The following is a 22,394-nucleotide window of genomic DNA, read 5'->3' as shown; positions in this document are numbered from 1 at the left end:
GCTGTTCCTTACAGGGAGTAACGTTCGCTGAACGCGAGCAGCGCCTTTTCAAAACACTCGAACGGCGGGTTGACGATCCCGGCACCTATCATGCCGACGCCCGCGTCTTTGTGGGCAATAGCGGTGTTGATAACGGGCAGAATGCCGGTATCCCCCACGCGGGTAATATCAATGGCGGTGGGCACACCCATAAACGACAGCAGCGGAATAGTGACGTTCGGGTTTTCACCGAGCGTGATTTCGCGCATCTGGCGGGAGAAGTCAACCGCTTCATCTACCGTACCGCCCACCAGTGCAACAATCGCCGGGGCGGTTGCCATAGCAAAGCCACCGATGCCGTAGGTTTCAGTGATGGCGCTGTCGCCAATGTCCAGACCGGAGTCCTCGGGCTTATAGCCCGCAAACATCGGGCCGATAACCTGCTGCGCCGGGCCGGTGAACCACTGCCCCGGCAGGCCGCTGACGCGCAGGCCGAACTCCACGCCGTTGCGCGCCATGGTGGTCACCACGGTGCTGTATTCGATGCCGTGGGCGGCGTCCATGGCGGCTTTGCACATCGCCATCCACGTCGGGCCGGAGAAGTAGTCGCTGCTCGCCACGAAGTCGAAGACCTCTTTTTGCTGCGCGACCGGGAAGTTCGTCTGGATTATCCACGGCGTCAGCGCCTGGATCAGCAGCGTGGTTCCCGCGTTGTTGCGGTTGTGGCACTCGTCGCCCATGTGCAGCGCCTGGGCCAGCATAAGACGCAGGTCGATTTCGCCTGCGAGCTTCATGGCATCCCGCAGCATCGGGCCGAGCACGTCGCGCATCCAGTTCAGGCGGTCAATAACGCTCTGGTCGTTGGCCCCCATGCGCAGGATCTTCGCCATCTGCTCGCTCATGTTGGTGTAGGCGCGGTTGCCGTAGGTTTTGTTTTCGACGATGTGCATGAACATCGAGGCGGAGGTCACCCCCGCCATCGACCCCACGCAGTCATGTTCGTGGCAAGGCGAGAAGTTAATTTCCCCGGAAGCAGCGAGCGCGGCGGCATCGTCCAGATTTTTCGCCAGCCCTTCAAAGACCAGCGCGCCCGTCACCGCCCCCTGCATCGCGCCGCACATGTTCTCCCAGCGCACCGGCGGCCCGGCGTGCAGGATGGTGTTGCGGGTCATGCCCGGCACCACGTCGATCGCCTGCTCATAGCCCACCAGCACCGGGTGCGACTGGATAATCCGCTCCAGCGCCAGCTTGTTGGCCGCCTCTACTTTGCGGGCCAGCTCCGGGGCAGCGATACGGTCAAGACACGCAACGACGGCCAGGTTGCCCAGCCCCGGCGGCGTCCAGTCCAGCTGGCTGACGGGGACGTGCTGCTTTTTCAGGTCGTCGCTGAACATCGCGATGCCGACGTTAATCACGTTCAGCGGTTGGGTAAACAGGCTCATTTCGCTTTCTCCTTGCAGACAAATTCTCGCGCCAGCAGGCCGGTGTTGGTACTGCTGCTCGCCCAGATAACGCCCGCGTCCGTCAGCATCTGGCACTGCCCGCGGAGGGACGGCGTGTCCAGCTCTGTGCCGAGCACGTAGCCCAGAATTTCCAGATGGCGGCCTTCACGGGCGGCAATCGCTTTCGCCTCTTTGATGGCGTCGAGCGTTACGCCCACCGGATCCTCGTGCGAGCCGTAGCCCAGCACAAAGTCCATGGCGATAACGCCGACCTGCGGATCCCGCGCTTCCTGCAGCAGGCGCTGGATGCGGTTCGTCGGGTCGATCATCGGGTGCGGCTTACCGTTGGTAAAATCGTCGTCGCCAAAGTCGAGGAAGGTATGCGCCTGGCTGACGTTCAGATCCTTGAGGCGATAAGCCGGATCGGGCTGAATATTGCTGTAGACGTCCGGGTATTTTTCAAGCGCGGCGAACATCGCTTCGTCGCAGAGCGTGCCGCCACAGAATAAGCCGCGAATGTATTTCTGCCCGGGCTTAAGACGCGCGCGCACTTCTTCAATCAGCGGCCAATTGAGGGGATGCAGATCCAGCGACTCTTTTTTAACGCCGGTCAGCAATACGGCTTTGAGCGCCGCCTCTTTGGTCCCCCCTGCAAACTGCAGCCCGTCTTCATCCGCCGGGTTGCCGTCGCGCCCCAGGAAGCAGACTACAACCGGTTTGCGGCATGCCCTGGCGCGCGCCAGCACTTTGCGGGCGACCGCAGGCGCTGGCGGTTTGGAAATCAGCGCAATGACCTCGGTCTGCTCGTCGTCTTCCAGCATCTGAATCGCGTCGAGCATCATAATGCCGCCGATTTTCTCGCTGAGATCGCGCCCGCCGGTGCCAATCAGCTGGGAAATACCGCCGCCGAAATCGTGGATGCGCACGCTCAGCTCCTGGCTGCCCGTACCGGACGCACCGACGATGCCGATGCTGCCGCGACGCACTTCGTTCGCAAAGCAAAGCCCCGCGCCGTTGATGATGGCGGTACCGCAGTCCGGTCCCATCATCAGCAGCCCTTTGCCGTGGGCGAGCTGTTTCAGCGCCAGCTCGTCCTCAAGAGAAACGTTGTCGGAAAACAGCATCACGTTGAGATCGTTGTCCAGCGCCTGGCGGGCTTCGCGGGCGGCAAACGCGCCGTTGACGGAGATAATCGCCAGGTTGCTTTCCGGGATATGCTGGTGCGCACTGGAGAGCGTGGCATAGCGCGCTTCGTGGTGGGAGCCGCCTTTGTCCTTGCGGGTGAACAGCCCCTCGATGGCGGCAAGCGTGGCGTCGTTGGCCTCGTCGCTTGTGCCCCTGATGACGATCAGCAGATCGCCGCTTTTCGCCTGCTCCAGCTCATCGCTGAGCAGGCCGAGGTTTTTCAGTACGCCCTTGTTCATCTCCGTAGCCATCGCCACAAACGCCTGCTCAACGCCGTCGAGCTGGTTGGCTTTGGTGGAGATGGACATCAGCGATACCGAGTCAAAATAAGTATTCTTTTTAATCACAATCCGGTCTGACATCTCTTCCTCCAGAGTTCGCGGTCAAAGCGAGGGCGTCCGCCATGCCGTAAAGCATGTCGCTGCCCGAGCTGGACCCGATTTGTTGAATGTCGTTAATAGCCTGCTGAATAGCGTTGAGCTCGTTGCGGCACAGTTTTGCCACAAGCCGGTAAATGACTTCCCGATAGCGCCCGGCTAGCGCCTCCCGCAGCGTTATCGCGCTCAGCAGCGTGGTTTGCTCTTTTCCGGCTTCCAGCGCGGCGCGAAAAGTCGCGCGATATTTCAGCGCCGGGCTGCCGGTAATAAATAAAATAATGCTCAGGCCGGTAAGATAATCATCACCGGTTGGCGTCAGCCCTGTCCCTAAGCCCATTAAGTTAACTGCGGCATTTTTTATGACAGCCCTGTCGTCCCGTTTTAGCGCGGCTAATAATCTGGCGCGCTGCAGTTGCAGCAGCCGGTTAATTTCCTGATAAAAAAGATTGTCGCCGTGATAATTAAATAACGAGGGGCCATTATTAATACTTTCAAGGATTAACTCAGCAACATTGATCCACTCTTTCTGCTCGCCGGATAACGAAAGCTTTTCAGGCTGCCAGCGCTGGCAGCGGCTGAAATCAATAAACTTGTCGTGCCCGGCCATAATGCCGTATTTGTTAAAGGTCACCCGTTCGCCGGGATGAAAGATATTAGCGCAGTGCTCAAGCGCTATGCGGCAGCTATTTGGCGCGTTGTCGCAGGCGGGGCCGAGCAGCGTATAAAGGGCGTTCCGTTCGGGAATAAACAGATTCACCGCCCGTTCAAACACCTGCTCAACAACGCCCGTCAGCTCCCCCTGTAGGCCCGGACGGGAAACCGCGCCGGCTGCCGTAAGCGCGAGGATGCACTGCCGCTCAGCGTGTGATGCGATAGTGCGCCTCCGGTTTTATCAGGCTCCGGCCTGGATCAGCAGCTCAGCGATTTCGTCGTAGCCCTTCTCGCGGGCCAGCTCCAGCGGCTTCTTGCCATATTTATCGGTCATGTGCGGGTTAGCGCCGTGGTCGAGCAGCAGCTTAACTATCTCCTGCTGTTTCGCGCCGCCGTCGTTAAGCACAATGGCTTCCAGCAGGGGCGTCCAGCCAACGAAATTGGTGTGGTTGACGTTAATCCCCGTGCGGGTGACTAGCTCGCGCACGATTTCAACGTGGCCTTTTTCACTGGCGGGCGTAATGCCCACGCCGCCAAAGCGGGTTAAGCAGTTCAGGTCGGGATTTGCCGGTAACACCAGGCGTAATAAAGTTAAGTCGTTATTCAGGCAGCTAATCAGGAAAGGGTTAAAACAGGTTTCATCCTGCTTATTAATGTCCGCGCCCGCGGAAATCAAATACTCCACGCAGTCATATTTTTTATTCAGGCTGGCGAGAGTAATTGCCGTTCTTTGTTGGCGGTTAGTGGAATTAATATCCGCGCCCTTCGCAAGGCAACTTTTTAGCCCGTCGAGATTACCCTGTTCAGCGGCGTTGAAAAATTCCGTGGTTAATTCGTTATCGGTCATTTATTTGCTCTCCCGGCTTGAAACGATGAACTGAGAATAGCAACAGCGCGTGGGGAATAACATCCGTTTAAAAATCATTCATCGTTAAGGGTGGGATTGTTGATCTATACTCAACAATCCCAGCGTAACGTGCTGTAGCGCAATCTTTTTCCTATGAAAAGTGGCTTTTCGTGGCGCAACAGCGTCTGCTGGTCGTCAGCGCGCATGCCTTGCCGTCAGCGGCCTGATATGGGATCGCAGAAGTGTGATAGCCTTCAAATGAGATGTGAATCCAGTGTTAAATTCTGTTCAAGACCTGGCGGCCTGGCATAAGGCTTTTAAATAGATTCAACAATGCGGTGCCGGATGATCCGGCCTACGTTTCTGACTTTGTTAGTCGGATCATCCGACAAAAGGACATGACGATGAACTCCATCTTTACCGAAGAAAATCTCCAGGCCTTTACCACCGCAGCGCGCCTTTCCAGCTTCAGCAAGGCGGCGGAAGAGCTGGGCGTGACCACCTCCGCCATCAGCTACACCATAAAACGAATCGAAACCTGGCTCGACGTGGTGCTCTTCGTGCGCAACACGCGCAGTATTGAGCTGACGGAATCCGGCTACTACTTCTACCGCAAGGCCACGGACCTGCTGAACGATTTCCACGCCATCAAGCGCGGCATCGACACAATTTCGCAGGGGATTGAGGTGAAGGTGCGCATCTGCATCAATCACTTGCTTTACACGCCGCGCCACACGGCCCGCCTGCTGCAAATCCTTAAAAAGCAGTTTCCAACCTGCCAGATAAGTATCACCACCGAAGTCTATAACGGCGTGTGGGATTCGATTATTAACAACCAGGCTAATATCGCCATCGGCGCGCCGGACACGCTGCTGGACGGCGGCGGCATCGACTACACGGAAATCGGCGCCATCCGCTGGCAGTTCGCCATCGCCCCCGACCACCCGCTGGCGTTTGTGCAGGAACCCATACCTGAAAGCCAGCTGCGCCTGTATCCGAACATTATGGTTGAGGACACGGCGCTGACGCTGAACAAGAAGGTCGGTTGGCTGCTGCACGGCCAGGAGGCGATCCGCGTGCCGGATTTCAACACCAAATGCCAGTGCCAAATCCTCGGCGAAGGGATTGGTTTTCTGCCGGACTATATGGTGCGCGAGGCGCAGGAAAAAGGGCTGCTGGTGACCAGACGAATCAATAACCCGCGCCAGGACTCCCGCATGCTGTTAGCCACCCAGCACGCCGCCACCGGGCAGGTGACGAGGTGGATTAAAAAGCAGTTTGGCGCAGGAGGATTGTTAACGGAGATTTATGCGGATTTGCTGTACCGGGAATGATTCATTTTTGTCGGATGACGCTGCGCTTATCCGACCAGGGATCGCAGCGTCATCCTCCCTTTTCTAGAAGCGGATCTTCATCCCCAGCGATCCGTTAAAATCGTTCTCGATTTTGCTGTTCGAGCCGCCGTTCTGGAAGCTCCTGCCCACCTCGGTATAGGCCTGCACGTCTTTGGTGACCGCCCAGGTTGTCCCCACCGCCACTTCCGTTGTGCTGTACTGCTGGTCCGCCGTGATGGTCGTTGCGCCCGCATTGCTGGCGGTGTTCTCGAAACTCGCCGTATCGCTGCCGTCGGAAAGCTCCTGCCACAGGTTGACCCGCACGTATGGCTTCAGCTTGCCCTGGCTGGTGTCGTAGTCCGCTGAAAGCCTCAGGCCCAGGCGGCCAATAATCGCATCGTCAGCGTCGATAGAGGCACGGGTTTTGGCATCGCCTTTTAAAGTGACGCTGTCAAAATCGCTGTGCTGCCAGATGAGCTGCGCCTGCGGTTCGATGGACCAGTTGCTGTCGCCCAGCGCCCACGGCTTGCCCACTTCGACCGACGCCAGATAGCTGTTGCCGTCCGGGCTGTAAGTGTCGTTCTGCTGCTGATTTTTCAGATCGACGCTGTGGTTGCCGTACTGCAGCACGTTGTCGACGTAGAAGCCATTTTCATGGGTCCAGGTCGCGTAGCCGCCCAGATAAACCGACAGCGTGGAGTTATAGCCCGCCACGCCGTAACCGCCGCTGTTTTCGCCCTTAATGCTGCTGTCGACGTCCAGCACGGTGGTATAAAGCCCGGCGCGCCAGTTCTGGTCGTAGTACAGGTCGAAGCCCATCTGCATCCCGTTGATGCTGGTATCAGACTCGCTGCGGGTCTGGTCGTTAAGCTTTTGATTGCTCGACTGGGCGATATAGCGCGCCCAGAAGCGCGGCTCGTTGTCCTCCGGTACGTTAACATTGTACGGCTCCTCGTCCCCCACGCGCAGATGCAGCGTGCCGAGCACGGCCAGATCGGCCTGACGAAGGGTTGAGGCCACGCTGGTAAAGACCGGCACTTCAGGACGATAGGCCGTGCGCAGGAACCAGTCCTCGCCCTGCCCCTGTGCGTTACCGGCAAACAGGCGATACTCCCACGCGCCCGCTTCCAGATGGTCGGCCCCCAGGGTGAACGCATCTTTGGTGGTCTGCGCGGTGGTGGTCGCGCCGTTGGTGGCCTGCACCACCGCAATACCGTCGCCGTCCGTCTGCTCGCCGAGCTGGCTGACGTCGATATCCAGCAGGGTTCTGCCGCTCGCCGTACCGCCGTTAATCACCAGCCTGTCCGCTACGCCCGGGCTGTGCTGCTGGGCAGCAATTTGCAGCGTGCCATCCAGGCCAACATAATCGCCATTGACGGTCAGCGTCGAACCAACTTCTCTGCCGCGCAGGCTAACCGTGCCCTGGTTGACGAGTGCGCCAACGGTCTGATTCTGTCCGCCGGTATCCAGCAGCGCGCCCCGGCTGACAACGTGAGCAGAGTCCGCGCTGAACTTGTTCGCACCAAGCGCCCGCAGCGTTCCGCTCTCTACCAGCGTCGTGCCGCTGTAGCTGTTATTGCCGCTGAGTATCGTGCTGCCTTTGCCCTGCTGCCAGAGCTGCCCGCTGCCGGTGATATCGCCGTTAAGCAGCAGCGAATTGCTGCGGTTTATCTGCAGCACGCCGTTGTTGAGGATATTCCCCGTCACGCCGCCGGTTTCCCCGCCCGTACCCAATTGAAGGTTACCCTCGCTGATGGTGGTGCTGCGGAGATAAGTACTGTCCTGGGTCAGGGTTAACTTACCCGCGCCGACTTTGGTGAGCGCGCCCAGGCCGCTGACGGCAGAGAGCAGGGAAACGTTATTGCCGTTGGTATCTATCGTGCCGCCGGTAAGCCCAAGGATGACGGCGCGTGCCGTGTCGAAGGCTGCGCCGTAGCGCAGCGTGCCGCCGTTCAGCGCAACATTTGTTCCGGCCTGGCCGAGGCTGGCGTCGCGCGCGACCTGCAGCACCCCGCCGCTGACGGTAGTGCCGCCCGCATAGCTATTTTCGCCGTTCAGTAGCAGCGTACCGAGGTCGGTTTTGTTGATGCCGCCGCTGCCCGCAATCACCGAGTTGATGGTGGTGGTGTACCTCGCGCCCCGCAGGCTACCGTCCCCAACGCGCAGCTTTGTGTCAGCTGTATTGGTGGTGATCGTCCCGTCGTTAATCACGTAGCCGTCGGTAGTGAACTGCGCACCGCTGATGCGCACTTCGCCCAGGCTATTATCCACCGTGACGTTGCCCGCCTCGCCGCCGAAGATGGCAAACGAACCGTCGCTGAACGGGGCGTTGATGCGGCCTGCGGGTTTAACCGCATCCGTCGACCAGTTATCGTTCCCGGCGCTGTTCTGCCACACGCCGTCGCCCCCTTCAATTTCACGGTTGTTTTTCGTCGAACCGTCTGCCGGGCCGTTGCCATCCCAGAAGTTCAGGACCACGCCGGTGCGGTTAATCAGGTTGACCTGGCCCGCCACGGAGGTCTGCACATACAGATCGTCCGCCGCCGGAGGCGCGGTGCCAATGTCCAGAATATTGTTGGTGAGGCTGCCCGTATAGTTGAAGACCCGGTAGACGCCGACGTCAAACGAGCCGCCAGGCGTCTGGGTGATGTTCAGCTTGCCGTCGAGGTTCAGATCGCCGTTGACGTTAATCAGATCGTTGAGCGCCCCACCGGCGGTAAACGCCCGGCCAAACTGGAAATCGAGCTGGGAATTCTGGTTAAGGATCATGGCCCCGGTTGTCAGTTCTCCGACGCTGTTCAGCTCTGCCCCGGCGGCAAGATGGGCGTTATCCGCCACGTTTACCGCCCCGCCAATCACCCCGGCACCGCCAAGCGTGGCTCCGCTGTTCACCGTTACGTTCCCCGTCGCGGCCCGCTGGTTGCCGTTAACCAGCAGCACGCCCTGCTGCACGGAGGTTGCCCCGGTCCAGGTGTTTTCCCCGGTCAGGGTCAGCGTGCCGCTGCCGACTTTACCCAGGCTGCCGCTGCCGCTGATAACACCGCTGATGGTGTCATTCAGGTTCAGGCTGCCTTCGTTGAGCGTTGCCGCGCCCAGCTCGATGTTACCCGCCCCGCTCAGCGAGCCGACGGTCGTCGTGCCGCTGACGCCAGACGCGTTGACCACGCCGCCGGCGTTATTGGCAACGGTTGCGCTTTCAGCCTGTGCGGCATCGGCCATGTTTACCGTACCTGTGTTGGTGATGCGGGCAAGCCCCGCGCTGGCCTCGCCGATCAGGTTCAGGGTGCTGTTTGCCAGAATCGTAAACAGCCCCTGACCGCCGGTTGCGTTATCGGCAACGGTCACCACGCCACCGTTTTGCGCGGTGACCGTGCTGTTTGCCGCGCTCGCGGTGTCGTTAAAGTTCAGCGTGCCGTTATCCAGCGTGAAAGCGTGACTTTCAGCCTGCGCTTCGTTGTTAAAGGCCAGCGTGCCCTGCTGATTTACGGTGACGACGCTGTTGGCTTTGCCCAGCGCACCCGTCGCGTTGGCGTTAACCGTCACCGCCGCGCTGCCATTTTTGCCGGTGATGGTGGTATCGCCCTGGTAAGTATTGGCGCGGTCGAGGTTAAGCACGCTGCTGTCCGTACCGGCAGACGTATCTTTTACCGTCAGCTGTCCCGCGCCGCCGATCAAGCCGGTTGGGGTAAAGGTGTTGCCGTAGAGATCGAACTGCCCGCCCCCTGCTTCGCTCAGGAAGATGGGGCGTGGAGTAGTAAAGTCAGCGCCGATTTGCAGCGTTGAATTGTTGTTGATCAGTATCGAAGTGCCCGCCAGGCCAAGATTCTCATCGGCAGAGACCTGAAGCGTGCCGCCGTAGATTTCCGTGCCGCCGCGCCAGCCGTTGCTGCCGGTCAGAATGAGCCTGCCCGGATCGTACTTGAGGAATTTAAGCACGTCCGTCGAACCGCTGTCCTCGACCAGGTTTACCCCCAGGTTCGCGGTGGTTGTCTCACCCGCCCCGCCCGCCCCCACCCGAACAATGTAATAGGCGCTGGCTGCCGTTTCGCCCTCAGCGGCATAATTGATTGACGGTACCAGACCCAGGGAACGAACCATATTCAGCGGCACCGTGCCGCCCGCGCCGCCGCTCAGGTTGTAGCCATCCACGGTGAACTGCATTCCGGCATTATAAATCGAACCGTCGATGTCGCTCAGCACTACATTGCCGCCGGTGCCAGAGAACACGGCGTACTGGCGCTGCTGCCAGGGCGCGTTACCCTGGCCGCTTTCGGTTGTCCAGTTGTTGGTCGCCTCCAGCGATCCCGCGTACCAGACGCCGTCGCCGCCCTGGATAGTGCCGTCCCCCTCGATGCCGGTTGGCCCCTGACTGTTGCTCACCCGTGAACCATCCCAGTACTGGAGGTTGGTTCCGTCATTGGCAAACCCAACCACGAGGTTAACCTGACCGGGTAGCGCCGTCTGCACGCTGTAGACGGAAGTATTGCCGACCGGCAGGGTGCCGATATCCAGCCCCTGATTGGTCAGCGCTCCGCCATAGTTGAACAGGCGGTAGATCCCAGGCGCAAAAAGACCACCCGGCGTTAGCGAAACGTTGACCACGCCGTCCAGCAGCAGGTTTTGGCCGACGGTCACCAGATCGTTCAGCGCTCCGCCGGGGGTAAAGACCTGGCCCAAATCGAACTGGCTGTTGGTGGTTGAAGAGAGGTTAAGGCTGCCATTCACTGTCAGCCCGCCCGCACCGCCGTCACCGGGCGTCAGGACGGTATCCGCACCGAAGGTGGTGTTACCACCAATGGTGCCCGTTCCGCCAAGCGCTGCGCCAGCTGCCACGGTCGTGTCGCCAGTCGCTGCCTGTTGATTGCCGTTCACCAGCAGCATCCCCTGGTTAACCTGCGTTACGCCGCCATAGCTGTTTATGCCGCCAAGTCGCGTGACGCCCACGCCGTCCTGGTGGAATTCACCGCTGCCGGTGATAGCGCCGTTGAGCGCCACGGCATCAGAGCGGTTGACCGTAAGCACGCCGTTGTCGGTTATCGCGGTTTGCGTCGACAGTCCGCCCGTCGTGCCGCCGTTGCCAAGCTGAAGCGCGGCCCCCGAATCAATCAGCGTGCTGCCGGTATACGTATTGTTACCCAGCAAAGTCGTGCTGCCGCCGGTACGTTCAAGGCCGCCGTTGCCGCTGATAACGCCGCTATAGGTTTGCGACTGCGAACCGTCGAACACCAGCAGGCTGGCCGGATCGCTGGTCACCACGCTGAAATCGTTGATCGAACTTTTGCCGGCATTAACCGCGTTGTTGCCGCTGCGTAATGTGGCCCCGCCATTGACGCTAATGCCCTGAGCACCGCTTAGCGCCAGGTCATTGGTCACGCGAACATCCGCATCCGCACCGTTCAGCGTCAGCTGGCTCCAGCCGCTACCGATATTGGTGCCGATGGAGATATTGTCGCCCCCAAGTGAGCCAACCACCGCGCTGGTGCTGTTAAACGTCAGCGTATTATTGCTGCCGCCCTCGCTAAGCAGATGCAGCGTGCTGTCGGTGTTGACGTTGCCAAGCGTAGCGTTGTCGTTACCGTCCGCGCCGCTAAAGGTGACGCCGCCCGCAAGCGTACCGCTGTTCCAGGTAAAACTGTCGCTGCCGCCGCCGGCGATAATCTCGCCCTGCGTCGACCCACCTGCCAGAGTAATAGCGTCGCTGCCGCTGCCGGACAGGATTGCCGTCGCCCCTGCATCTCCCGCGGACAGCGTGCCCTGGTTGGTTATCGTGTTATTACCCGCACCGCTGGCGTCGACGATCGTTTGCGTCGGGCTGCTGCTGGACAGGGTACCGGTGTTGAGGATAGTGCGGTTTGCCGCCGCGCCGTTAATCTGCACCAGCGCCGAGCCGTTGAGTATACCCGTTGCGGTTACCGAACCGCTGTTGGTAAAGGACGAGGCGTTATTGGCCAGAATGGTACTGTTTACGTTGCTGCTGGTCTGAATGGTGCCGCTGTTGGTGACCGAACTGGCATCGGCTGCGGATATCGCCGCCCCCGCCGTGCCGCCCATGGTGATATTGGCCCCGGAATTCACGCTGCCGTTAGTGCGTGCGAGAATCCCCACGCTGTTAAGCCCGGTACCGTTGATGGTATAGCCCGTTCCGATGGTCAGATCGCCCGTCGTGTTGAGGCCGCCGGGCCGTTCGAAAGCAAAGCCGGAGCCGCTGCCCGCAACGTTAAGGATGTTACCCGACCCCTCCGCGTCAAAGGTGACCGCCGTGCGGATCGCCGGGCCGTCACCCGCATTGATTGTCACGCCGTTGAGCGAAATGTTGCTGCTATCGGCGTTGTTGTTGATGCCCGCGCCGCTGCCGGAAATGTTGATGGTTGTGCCGCTGGCAGTCAGGGAGCTTGCCCCGGCATCCAGACGGATGCCGTCCGCCCCGCCGCTGGCGGTAATGAGGTTATTCGTCCCGCCCAGCGTCAGCGTTGCGCCATTATTAATCAGCTGCACGGCCGCAAGACCGCCGTTGGCCGTCACAGAGCCAAGCTGAGTCACCTGCGCTCCCGCGCCCTGAACTTTTACCCCAACGTTGCCGCTGTTGGCCGCACCGCTCACGACGATGTCCCGGCTGTTGGTGAGCGTGCCCCGATCCTGAATGTAGACACCGATATTATTGGTGCCTGAAACCTCTATCGGCGCATTGTTAACGCCCACCCCGCCGTCATGCAGATACAGGCCGATATTATTATTACCTGCAAGCCTCATGCCGTCGCCGTTAATCGTCACCTGGCCGTCGTGGGAAACATCGTAGCCTTTGATGCCGCTCTGGCTTGCCGTGGTTTCCGTATCGGCAAAGGAGGTCACGGCGGTTGGCAGCGCCTGATCCGCCTGCCCGATATCGCCGTTGATGGAATAGTTGCGCCCGTCCACCACCACGGCGGTGGTGTTGTTCGCACCGAGAATGATGCCACCGTTGTTGATAGTGCCAGAAGCACCGCCGGTGACCTTCACACCGACGCCATTTTCACCGTTCACGCGAATAGTTGCCGGACCGGTATTCAGCGTGGTTGCCACGTCATCTCCGGTGCCAATAGTGCCGTCCGGGCCATCGTCCCGCCCGTTGGCAAAGACGCCCGTAGAGCCCACGCCCGCCACGGTTAGATCAAACGGCAGCGCCGACGCGCCGGTAGTCCCATCGAAGATCGCCCCATGATCGACCACGAAGAGAATCGAGCCGCTCTGCAGGTTGTCGTTTAGCGTCGCGTTGCTCAGGTTTATCTTTGCGTCCTGGCCGTAGGCGTAGTAACCAATCTGATTCGTGTTGTTAAAGGTCAGCGTGGCCGCTGGGGTAACATTGACGGTTGCAGTGCCCCGGGCGTGAACGCCAATGGCCCCCGCCGCAAGCAGGCGAATGGTCGAGGAGATATTAGCTGTTGCCGCCGCGTTTACCCCTTCGGCATACACGGCGTAGTTACGATAGGTAAACGGGTTGCCGTCGCTGTTGCCTGTGTCCCCCGTGCCGCCAACGGTAATCGTCCCGCTCGCCGTAGAGTTCACGCTGGCCGTAGCCTGTTCCGCCAGCACGTTGATGGCCACGTTGTTGTCGCCGAGGACGTTAATCTGCCCGTTGTTGGTCACGTTGCTGGTGTCGATAACCGACAGCCCGTAGTTCGGCGCGGCCGCACCGTTTACCAGGTTCCCCAGAACGTTAATGATGCCGTTATTGGTCACTGCTCCCGCAGCGCCGTCAACCAGCATCCCCACCGCATTGCGCGTGCTCAGCCCGAGAGTAACAGTCCCTTCGTTCGTCACCGCCCCGCTGCTGCTGGTGCTGATCCCTGCTGACTGTACGCTGCTGCCGATCATAGCCGACGGCGTACCGATGAGCGTGCCGGTGATCGGCGTAGTGCCAACGGTAATTCGGCCAGTGCCGGTGTTAATAAATGTCGAAGCCCCGGAGATATCCGCACCGATCCCCGGCGAGCGCCCTTCTGCATTGTACGGATTACCGACAATCGCTATGGAGCCGCTGTTGGTTGCGGTGGTATTAACCTGCGCGCGCATCCCGGCAACGCTCGCAGAGGTGGTGTCCGGAAGCGCGACGTTGATGTAGCCCGTGTTATTCAGCGTGCTGGTGTCGCTGCCCTGCATCGCGCTGGTTCCCTGGTTGTGCTGGGCGACGACAGAACCATTTTTTTCAATCAGCAGACCGGCGTTGAGCGTACCGATATTCGTTGCCGTTGCGTTAGTGGCCTGCATGCCAATGCCCGCAGGGCTGAGTGAGCTGCTGCGCCAAAGGTTGATATTGCCGTTGTTAGTCAGCGTCGCATTGTTGTCGGCACGCATTACCGCACTCGCCCCGTCAACGGCCAGGCTCCCGGTCTCCGTTACATTGCCAGCGGCGCTAAACCCGGTGGCATAAATGATATTCAGATCGCCGGTGGCAAGCGTCGCGTTATTGGTATGCGCCAGGCCGTCTTCCCACACGTGCCAGGAGAGGTTGACCCTGTTTTGTTCTTCTTTCTGAAGAAGGCTGGTGATGATACCGTCGTAGGTGTTCTGCGCCACGGTCACCGAATCAATCGTATTACTGCCAAACTGCACGGGCAGCGTTACCCCACCGCTAAGCCACAGCTGAATCTGGCTGTTGCCGCTGTACGCTCCCTGTCCAAGGAGAAAGTCGTTTACCTTAGCGATATCTGCCTTGGTCAGGACGGGGAAAGTGAGAGAAGGGTTTATCGGGCTAAGCCCTATCCGTTCCCCCACCTTGACGTAATTGGGCAGCGTGATGGTGTCGTTGTACTGTGAACTTACTGCCTGATAGTTTTGCTGGTCGCCAGAGATAACCGGCGCGGGAGCAAAATGGATGTAATTATCAGACTGCCAGTTAACGGTGCTGGTCGGGACGTCCGTTGCGGAGGCACGGGCAAGAATGCTGTTTTTTGCCAGCAGCTCGATACTGTTCGTTGGGGCTAAAATGGGCGTGGCTGAAGCGGTATCCGAGCCGACATTAATGTTCGCCGTACCGCCAACGGATTCAATGCTGGCAATGCTGAAGTTGTTGTAAATCTGGAATGAGTTTGGATCGTAAACCGGCAGCGTCAGGTTGCCGACCTGCGAAGCCCCAGGCGCTGAGAAGGTGGTGGAATCATAGACGCTGACCACGGAGTAGCTGCCCTCAAGCCCCGGAACCTCGACGTTCAGCTCCTGATTTTGCAGCGGCGTAACGGGGTTGGTTGAATAGCTGAACTGGTCGATATTAGCTGAGGTGATTGGCACGCTTGCGCCGCCGGAGCTGGTGGATGTTATGGTAGTTATGCGCCCCTGATCGGCGCCGGTGCTGTCGGAAAGGGCATTGCGTACCAGCACTGGTCTTGCCGCGCCGCTGGAACCCGCAGCAAAAGACGGAATCGGCCCAAGGATATTCAGCGTGGTGCCCGAGGCAAAGTGGTTTGCCGTACCGGTGTCGTTATCAATAGTAAAAGCTGTGCCTGTATTCACGACCGCATCATAGTTTACGCCGGTCGGGAAGAGATAGGAGGGATACACACTCGCCCATTGCACATCGTCAGCATACGCCGAGGCGCTAGCCAGCGTCAGCGCGATAGCCGTTGCGGCTTGCAGCGTACTGCGGGATTTCTTCTTTTGGCTTTTGGTAATTTCAGCCGCTGCAACGTAGCCTTGTTTTGTCTCGCTCCAGACCAGGCGGTAAATTTTATTCATCGTTCGGTTCCATTTTAAGCATGGTTTTCAGGGATCAACAGGAATGCGGCAACATTAAAAATGTTTATCGAAGAAGACTTTCTGTTTCGAAAAATGAATGAAAAACCAGGTTGTTTAGCTTATTGAATTGATGATAAATACACTGTAGTGCACAGTCGGGGGGCTGACAAACGGAGGAACTCTGTGGAGCAATTAATAAATTTTTATTTATTATCACGCCCTGAAACTGGCTTTTTTTGGCAGAAAGGCTACGCGGTTTGCGCTGGCGAAGGATTTCGCAGACAATACGGTTTTTAACGTGAAATTAACAAGATGAAGCATCCCCTTGAAACCCTGATGAGCGCAGGCGGCATCCTGCTGCTGGCCTTTTTCTCCTGCCTGCTGCTGCCCGCCCCGATGCTCACCCTGACGCTCGCGCATCGCCTGATGGCGACCTTCCATCTGCTGGATTTGAACCAGCTCTACACCATTATTTTCTGCATCTGGTTTCTGGCGCTGGGCGCGGTGGAGTATTTCGTGATTCGCTTCGTGTGGAAGCGGTGGTTTTCGGTCGAGCGGGAATAGCGTGGATTTGGTCTTACGTGTTAATCAGCATTCTTACCTTATCTGTTAAATCAATATATTTCCGAACTCTTACAGAGTTCTTCCAGAATGCCCCATCACCCCCGACTATACTTATCCCATTAATCCAACACGTTTAATGGGATAGCCTTATGCCTCTTACCTCTTATGCGCATTCCGATCCTTTCACGCTGGGCATCGAGCTGGAGATGCAGATTGTCAGCCCGCCAACCTTTGACCTTAGCCAGGACTCGTCGCGGCTTATCAAAGAGGTGAAGGATCGGGTCAGCGTCGGGGAGGTGAAGCACGATATCACCGAGAGCATGCTGGAGATTGCCACCGGCGTTTGCAAAGACGTGGAGGAGGCGCATGCCCAGCTCAGAGATTTACGCCACCGGGTAATGCAGGCGGCAGACGCTCACCATCTGGCCATCTGCGGTGGCGGCACGCATCCCTGGCAGAAATGGCAGCGGCAGGAGGTTTGCCAGAACGAACGCTACAACCATAACCTGGAGCTGTTCGGCTACCTGATGAAGCAGGCGACGGTGTTCGGCCAGCACGTTCACGTCGGCTGCGATAATGAAGAGGATGCCATTTACCTGCTGCACGGGCTGTCCAGATTCGTGCCGCATTTTATCGCCCTCTCCGCCTCCTCTCCCTACATTCAGGGCCACGACACCACCTACGCCTCGTCTCGCCTGAATATTTTCTCTGCCTTCCCGGATAACGGCCACGCGCCCTTCGTCAGCAGCTGGCAGGAGTTCCTGTGGATGTATCAAAAGCTGGAAACCAGCAGCATCGTGCAGTCCATTAAAGACCTGCACTGGGATATCCGACCCAGCCCCAAATTTGGCACGGTGGAGGTGCGGGTCATGGACACGCCACTGACCCTCAGCCGGGCGGCGAACATCGCCGGGTTTATTCAGGCCATCGCCCACTGGCTGCTGGCGGAACGCCCGTTCGTGCCGCGCTCAGAGGATTATCTGCTGTACCGCTTTAACCGTTTTCAGGCCTGCCGCTTTGGGCTGGACGGTACGCTGACGGATGTCCGCACCGGGGAACAGCGCACGATTGCTGAAGATCTGCTTTCCCTGCTCGACACCCTTGTCCCCTACGCCGCAGAGCTGAATGGGGCGCAAACGATAGAAGAGATTGCAGGGTATGTCCGCCAGAACGACAGCGACACCGGTCAAATCCGCCAGTTTATCGCCGAAGGCGGTCTCCTGACGGAGCTGGTGCGTAAAAACTGCGCAATCTGGAGCACTGATTAACAACACTGGGGCGGATGGCGCTTTCGCCTGTCCGCCCTACCCAGCCTTTTGATACCCACACGCCCAAAATGGTTACCGGGTCTGGTGCTGAGACACCACTTAAGGAGTATTTCTCTACCCATTCGTTAGTGATTTGATTTTACTCAATATCCCCCCACGCCTGGCTGCTATTTTCACCGTCGTTAATTCGTCATACCAATGAGGTTAAGATGGACGTCAGTCGCAGAAGATTTTTTAAAATCTGCGCCGGCGGAATGGCAGGCACAACGGCCGCGATGTTGGGACTTGTTCCAACTGCGGCACTTGCGGAAGTGCGCAACTACAAGCTGCTGCGCGCAAAAGAGACCCGCAATACCTGTACCTACTGTTCCGTAGGCTGTGGATTGTTGATGTACAGCCTGGGTGATGGCGCGAAGAACGCCAAATCCAGCATTTTTCATATCGAAGGGGACCCGGACCATCCGGTGAGCCGCGGGGCGCTTTGCCCGAAAGGCGCGGGCCTGCTGGACTATGTCCACAGTGAGAACCGCCTGCGCTACCCTGAATACCGCGCACCGGGCTCCGATAAGTGGCAGCGTATCAGCTGGGACGACGCCTTCGCACGCATTGCCCGCCTGATGAAAGAAGACCGCGACGCCAACTTCATCGAGAAGAACGAGCAGAACGTCACGGTGAACCGCTGGCTCTCCACCGGCATGCTGTGCGCCTCGGCCTCCAGCAATGAAAGCGGCATGTTAACGCAGAAGTTTGCCCGCTCGCTGGGCATGTTAGCGGTAGATAACCAGGCGCGCGTCTGACACGGACCAACGGTAGCAAGTCTTGCTCCAACATTTGGTCGCGGTGCGATGACCAACCACTGGGTTGATATCAAAAACGCCAACGTGGTGATGGTAATGGGCGGCAACGCCGCGGAAGCCCACCCGGTCGGCTTCCGCTGGGCGATGGAAGCCAAAAACAACAACGACGCGACGCTTATCGTCGTCGATCCGCGATTTACCCGCACCGCTTCGGTGGCGGATATCTATGCGCCGATCCGCTCCGGCACCGATATAACCTTCCTGTCGGGCGTGATTCTGTACCTGATCGAAAACGGCAAAATCAACGCCGAATACGTCAAAAACTACACCAACGCCGCGCTGCTGGTGCGTGAAGATTTCAGCTTTGATGACGGCCTGTTCAGCGGCTACGACGCCGAAAAACGCCAGTACGACAAAACCAGCTGGAACTACCAGTTCGATGAGAACGGCTTTGCAAAACGCGACGATACGCTGACCGAGCCGCGCTGCGTGTGGAATCTCCTCAAAGAACACGTATCCCGCTACACGCCGGACGTAGTTGAGCATATCTGCGGCACGCCGAAGGAAGATTTCCTCAAGGTATGCGAAGTGCTGGCCTCCACCAGCGCAGCCGACCGCACCACTACTTTCCTTTACGCATTAGGCTGGACGCAGCACTCCGTTGGCTCGCAGAACATCCGCACCATGGCGATGATCCAGCTGCTGCTCGGCAATATGGGCATGGCGGGCGGCGGCGTGAACGCCCTGCGCGGCCACTCCAATATCCAGGGGCTGACGGATTTAGGCCTGCTGTCCACCAGCCTGCCGGGCTATCTGACCCTGCCGAAAGAGCAGCATGACTCCCTCGAGGCTTATCTGGCCGCCAACACGCCAACGGCCACGCAGCCGGGTCAGGTTAACTACTGGGGCAACTACCCGAAATTCTTCGTCAGCCTGATGAAGACCTTCTGGGGCGATGCCGCCTCCGCGGAAAACCAGTGGGGCTACGACTGGCTGCCGAAGTGGGATCAGTCCTACGACGTCCTGAACTATTTCAATATGATGGACAAAGGTGAGGTCAACGGCTACATCTGCCAGGGCTTCAACCCTGTCGCCTCGTTCCCGGATAAAAATAAGGTTGTCGCCAGCCTCAGCAAGCTGAAATATCTGGTAATTATCGATCCGTTGGTGACCGAAACGTCTAACTTCTGGCAGAACCACGGCGAGTCTAACGACGTGGATCCAACGCAGATCCAGACCGAAGTGTTCCGCCTGCCTTCCACCTGTTTTGCGGAAGAAGATGGCTCCATCGTCAACTCCGGGCGCTGGATGCAGTGGCACTGGAAAGGGGCCGACGCGCCGGGTGAAGCCCGCAACGACGGCGAGATCCTGGCCGGTCTGTTCCACAGCCTGCGCACGCTTTACCGTGAACAGGGCGGCGTTGCTCAGGATCCGGTGCTCAACATGACCTGGAACTACAAGCTGCCGGACGGGCCGGAGTCTGAAGAAGTCGCCAAAGAGAGCAACGGCTATGCCCTTGCCGATCTCTTTGACGCCAGCGGCAAGCTGCTGGTGAAAAAAGGCGATCTGCTGGACTCCTTCGCCCAGCTGCGTGATGACGGCACGACCTCCGCTGGCTGCTGGATCTGGACCGGAAGCTGGACGCGCCAGGGTAACCAGATGGCGAACCGCGACAACAGCGATCCGTCCGGCCTCGGCAATACGCTGGGCTGGGCCTGGGCGTGGCCGCTCAACCGCCGCATCATCTACAACCGTGCTTCCGCAGATCCACAGGGTAAAGCGTGGGATGCAAAACGCATGCTTATCGAGTGGAACGGCACGAAGTGGGTCGGCAACGATATCCCGGACTACAACACTGCCGCACCGGGCAGCGGCGTTGGGCCGTTTATCATGCAGCCGGAAGGGGTGGGCCGCCTGTTTGCCCTCGACAAAATGGCCGAAGGACCGTTCCCGGAGCACTATGAGCCGTTTGAGACGCCGCTGGGCACCAACCCGCTGCATCCGAACGTCATCTCTAACCCGGCTGCGCGCCTGTATGAAGCAGATGCAAAACGCATGGGCAAGCGCGAGGAGTTCCCTTACGTGGGCACAACCTACCGCCTGACCGAACATTTCCATACCTGGACCAAGCATGCGCGGCTTAACGCCATCATGCAGCCTGAACAGTTTGTGGAGATAAGCGAGAAGCTGGCTAACGCTAAAGGCATTGCCAACGGCGATAGGGTGAAAGTCAGCAGCAAGCGTGGCTTTATCCGTGCCAAAGCGGTGGTCACCCAGCGCGTGCGCACGTTGAATGCTGGCGGACAGGAAGTGGAAACCGTGGGTATTCCGCTGCACTGGGGCTTTGAGGGCGTGGCGCGCAAGGGCTACCTCGCAAATACCCTGACGCCGTCGGTTGGCGACGCCAACTCGCAGACGCCGGAGTACAAGGCGTTTCTGGTCAACATTGAGAAGGCGTAAGGAGCGAACTCATGTCCATGCAATCTCAGGATATTCTCAAGCGTTCGGCCACTAACGCCATGACGCCACCGCCCCAGGCGCGTGACTACAAGGAAGAAGTCGCCAAGCTGATCGACGTCTCCAGCTGTATCGGCTGTAAGGCATGCCAGGTCGCCTGCTCGGAGTGGAACGATATCCGCGACGAAGTGGGTCACTGCGTCGGGGTGTACGATAACCCCGCGGACCTGAGCGCCAAATCCTGGACGCTGATGCGGTTTAGCGAAACGACGCAGAACGGCAAGCTGGAGTGGCTGATCCGCAAGGACGGCTGCATGCACTGCGCGGATCCGGGCTGCCTGAAGGCCTGCCCGTCCGCCGGGGCGATCATTCAGTACGCCAACGGCATCGTCGATTTTCAGTCGGAACACTGTATTGGCTGCGGCTACTGTATCGCCGGCTGCCCGTTCAATATTCCGCGCCTGAATAAAGACGATAATCGGGTCTACAAATGCACGCTCTGCGTCGATCGCGTCAGCGTCGGCCAGGAGCCTGCCTGCGTGAAAACCTGCCCGACGGGCGCTATCCATTTCGGCAGCAAGAAAGAGATGCTGGAAGTGGCGGACGAGCGCGTCGCAAAGCTGCAAAAACGTGGCTACGAGCACGCTGGCGTCTATAACCCACAGGGCGTGGGCGGCACGCACGTTATGTATGTGCTGCACCATGCGGACGAGCCGGAGCTGTACCACAACCTGCCAAAGGATCCGCAAATTGATACGCCAATCAACCTGTGGAAAGGGTTGCTCAAACCGCTGGCGGCGGCAGGCTTTATTGCGACCTTCGCCGGGCTGATTTTCCACTATGTGGGGATTGGGCCAAACGAAGAGGTGGATGAAGACGAGGTAGAGCATGATGACTAAGAAGAGCAAGATGATTGTCAGGACGAAATTTGTCGACCGGGCCTGTCACTGGACGGTGGTGATCTGTTTCTTCCTCGTGTCGCTCTCCGGCATCGCGCTGTTCTTCCCGACGCTGCAGTGGCTGACGGAAACCTTCGGCACGCCGCAAATGGGCCGTATTCTGCACCCGTTCTTTGGGGTGCTGATTTTCGCAGCGCTGATGTTTATGTTCACCCGCTTCGTGAAGCACAACATTCCTGATAAGCACGATATTCCGTGGGTAAAAGGCATTGTTGAAGTGCTGAAGGGCAACGAGCATAAAGTGGCGAAGGTCGGCAAATATAACGCCGGGCAGAAGATGATGTTCTGGTCAATTATGAGCCTGATCTTCGTGCTGCTGGTGACCGGGGTGATTATCTGGCGCCCTTATTTCGCCGACTTCTTCCCGATGAAAGTCGTGCGCTATAGCCTGCTGATCCACGCCACGGTGGCCATTATTCTGATCCACGCCATCCTGATCCATATGTATATGGCGTTCTGGGTGAAGGGATCGATTAAAGGCATGGTCGTCGGTAAAGTCAGCCGCCGCTGGGCGCAGAAGCACCATCCGCGCTGGTATCGTGAAGTAGAAGCGAAGGAAGCGAAAAAAGAAAGCACCGAAGGGCTTTAAATCCCGGGTGATAATTACGAGAGCCGGTTTCCACCGGCTCTTTTTTTATGGCAGCTGAAGCTGTTTTAGCTCTGCTTTTAAGCCAGAAGACGGATCTCTTTGGGTACAGGTTAATGTCTGGCAGATGCCAGTATTCTCCATTCATGAATCCTTCTCATAAGCTCAAGCGGATTCAACGCATAGTCACCCGGCCCCCCGGCGGCTAAAGTTACCGCCACCCTGAGTACTTTCCGGAGA

At 58.6% G+C, this 22,394-nt stretch carries 11 protein-coding genes; 6 read left to right on the top strand and 5 right to left on the bottom strand.

The features are described from left to right. Positions 1 to 8: 8 nt before the first annotated feature. The 4 genes from ACA108_05960 to ACA108_05945 all read right to left on the bottom strand — a co-directional run bounded on the left by ACA108_05960 (position 9) and on the right by ACA108_05945 (position 4,481). The gene (locus ACA108_05960; protein ID XEX97069.1) at positions 9 to 1,421 is read right to left on the bottom strand and encodes a DUF1116 domain-containing protein; all 1,413 of its coding nucleotides are present in this window, start codon (positions 1,419 to 1,421) and stop codon (positions 9 to 11) included. Then, entirely contained in the window at positions 1,418 to 2,968 is a 1,551-nt protein-coding gene (gene fdrA / locus ACA108_05955) for an acyl-CoA synthetase FdrA (protein XEX97068.1), read from the bottom strand. The genes ACA108_05960 and fdrA overlap by 4 nt, the downstream gene beginning before the upstream one ends. Further along, positions 2,946 to 3,740 (bottom strand): DUF2877 domain-containing protein, encoded by a 795-nt coding sequence (locus tag ACA108_05950; GenBank protein ID XEX97067.1) that lies wholly within the window; start codon positions 3,738 to 3,740, stop codon positions 2,946 to 2,948. Before ACA108_05950 ends, fdrA begins: the two co-directional genes overlap by 23 nt. Before the next feature lie 135 nt (positions 3,741 to 3,875). After that, positions 3,876 to 4,481 (bottom strand): ankyrin repeat domain-containing protein, encoded by a 606-nt coding sequence (locus ACA108_05945; GenBank protein XEX97066.1) that lies wholly within the window; start codon positions 4,479 to 4,481, stop codon positions 3,876 to 3,878. A gap of 404 nt (positions 4,482 to 4,885) precedes the next feature. Between ACA108_05945 and ACA108_05940 the strand changes: the two genes are divergently transcribed. Next, positions 4,886 to 5,815, top strand: coding sequence for a LysR substrate-binding domain-containing protein (locus ACA108_05940; GenBank protein ID XEX97065.1), 930 nt, complete (start codon positions 4,886 to 4,888; stop codon positions 5,813 to 5,815). A 63-nt stretch (positions 5,816 to 5,878) separates the two neighbouring features. On the opposite strand, the gene ACA108_05935 is transcribed toward ACA108_05940, so the two are convergent. Continuing rightward, positions 5,879 to 15,523, bottom strand: coding sequence for an autotransporter outer membrane beta-barrel domain-containing protein (locus ACA108_05935; GenBank protein XEX97064.1), 9,645 nt, complete (start codon positions 15,521 to 15,523; stop codon positions 5,879 to 5,881). A gap of 312 nt (positions 15,524 to 15,835) precedes the next feature. Here ACA108_05935 and ACA108_05930 point away from each other — a divergent pair, with 312 nt between their 5' ends. From ACA108_05930 to fdnI, 5 genes are all read left to right on the top strand, one after another. Then, positions 15,836 to 16,087: a DUF1158 domain-containing protein gene (locus ACA108_05930; protein XEX97063.1), complete on the top strand. Its 252-nt coding sequence runs from the start codon at positions 15,836 to 15,838 to the stop codon at positions 16,085 to 16,087. Between the two features lie 149 nt (positions 16,088 to 16,236). Further along, a complete protein-coding gene (locus ACA108_05925) occupies positions 16,237 to 17,355 on the top strand; it encodes a YbdK family carboxylate-amine ligase (protein XEX97062.1) in 1,119 nt (372 codons plus the stop codon). A 209-nt stretch (positions 17,356 to 17,564) separates the two neighbouring features. Beyond that, positions 17,565 to 20,612 (top strand): formate dehydrogenase-N subunit alpha, encoded by a 3,048-nt coding sequence (fdnG, locus tag ACA108_05920; GenBank protein ID XEX97061.1) that lies wholly within the window; start codon positions 17,565 to 17,567, stop codon positions 20,610 to 20,612. An 11-nt stretch (positions 20,613 to 20,623) separates the two neighbouring features. Then, positions 20,624 to 21,508 carry a formate dehydrogenase subunit beta gene (fdxH, locus tag ACA108_05915; GenBank protein XEX97060.1) on the top strand — a complete coding sequence of 295 codons (885 nt, stop codon included), beginning with the start codon at positions 20,624 to 20,626 and terminating at the stop codon, positions 21,506 to 21,508. Beyond that, positions 21,501 to 22,157: a formate dehydrogenase-N subunit gamma gene (gene fdnI / locus ACA108_05910; protein XEX98032.1), complete on the top strand. Its 657-nt coding sequence runs from the start codon at positions 21,501 to 21,503 to the stop codon at positions 22,155 to 22,157. Before fdxH ends, fdnI begins: the two co-directional genes overlap by 8 nt. The last annotated feature ends 237 nt before the right edge of the window (positions 22,158 to 22,394 follow it).

Origin of the sequence: Dryocola sp. LX212, assembly GCA_041504365.1 — a bacterium.
In the GTDB taxonomy this organism is placed as follows: Bacteria; Pseudomonadota; Gammaproteobacteria; order Enterobacterales; family Enterobacteriaceae; genus Dryocola.
Note: the sequence above shows the minus strand (reverse complement) of the source record. Positions and strands in the feature narration are given on the sequence as shown.

Coding starts and splice junctions, on each gene's coding strand:
- ACA108_05945 (XEX97066.1), bottom strand. CDS start 4,481: ATGACCGATAACGAATTAACCACGGAATTTTTCAACGCCGCTGAACAG.
- ACA108_05960 (XEX97069.1), bottom strand. CDS start 1,421: ATGAGCCTGTTTACCCAACCGCTGAACGTGATTAACGTCGGCATCGCG.
- ACA108_05930 (XEX97063.1), top strand. CDS start 15,836: ATGAAGCATCCCCTTGAAACCCTGATGAGCGCAGGCGGCATCCTGCTG.
- ACA108_05940 (XEX97065.1), top strand. CDS start 4,886: ATGAACTCCATCTTTACCGAAGAAAATCTCCAGGCCTTTACCACCGCA.
- fdnI (XEX98032.1), top strand. CDS start 21,501: ATGACTAAGAAGAGCAAGATGATTGTCAGGACGAAATTTGTCGACCGG.
- ACA108_05925 (XEX97062.1), top strand. CDS start 16,237: ATGCCTCTTACCTCTTATGCGCATTCCGATCCTTTCACGCTGGGCATC.
- fdxH (XEX97060.1), top strand. CDS start 20,624: ATGTCCATGCAATCTCAGGATATTCTCAAGCGTTCGGCCACTAACGCC.
- ACA108_05935 (XEX97064.1), bottom strand. CDS start 15,523: ATGAATAAAATTTACCGCCTGGTCTGGAGCGAGACAAAACAAGGCTAC.
- fdrA (XEX97068.1), bottom strand. CDS start 2,968: ATGTCAGACCGGATTGTGATTAAAAAGAATACTTATTTTGACTCGGTA.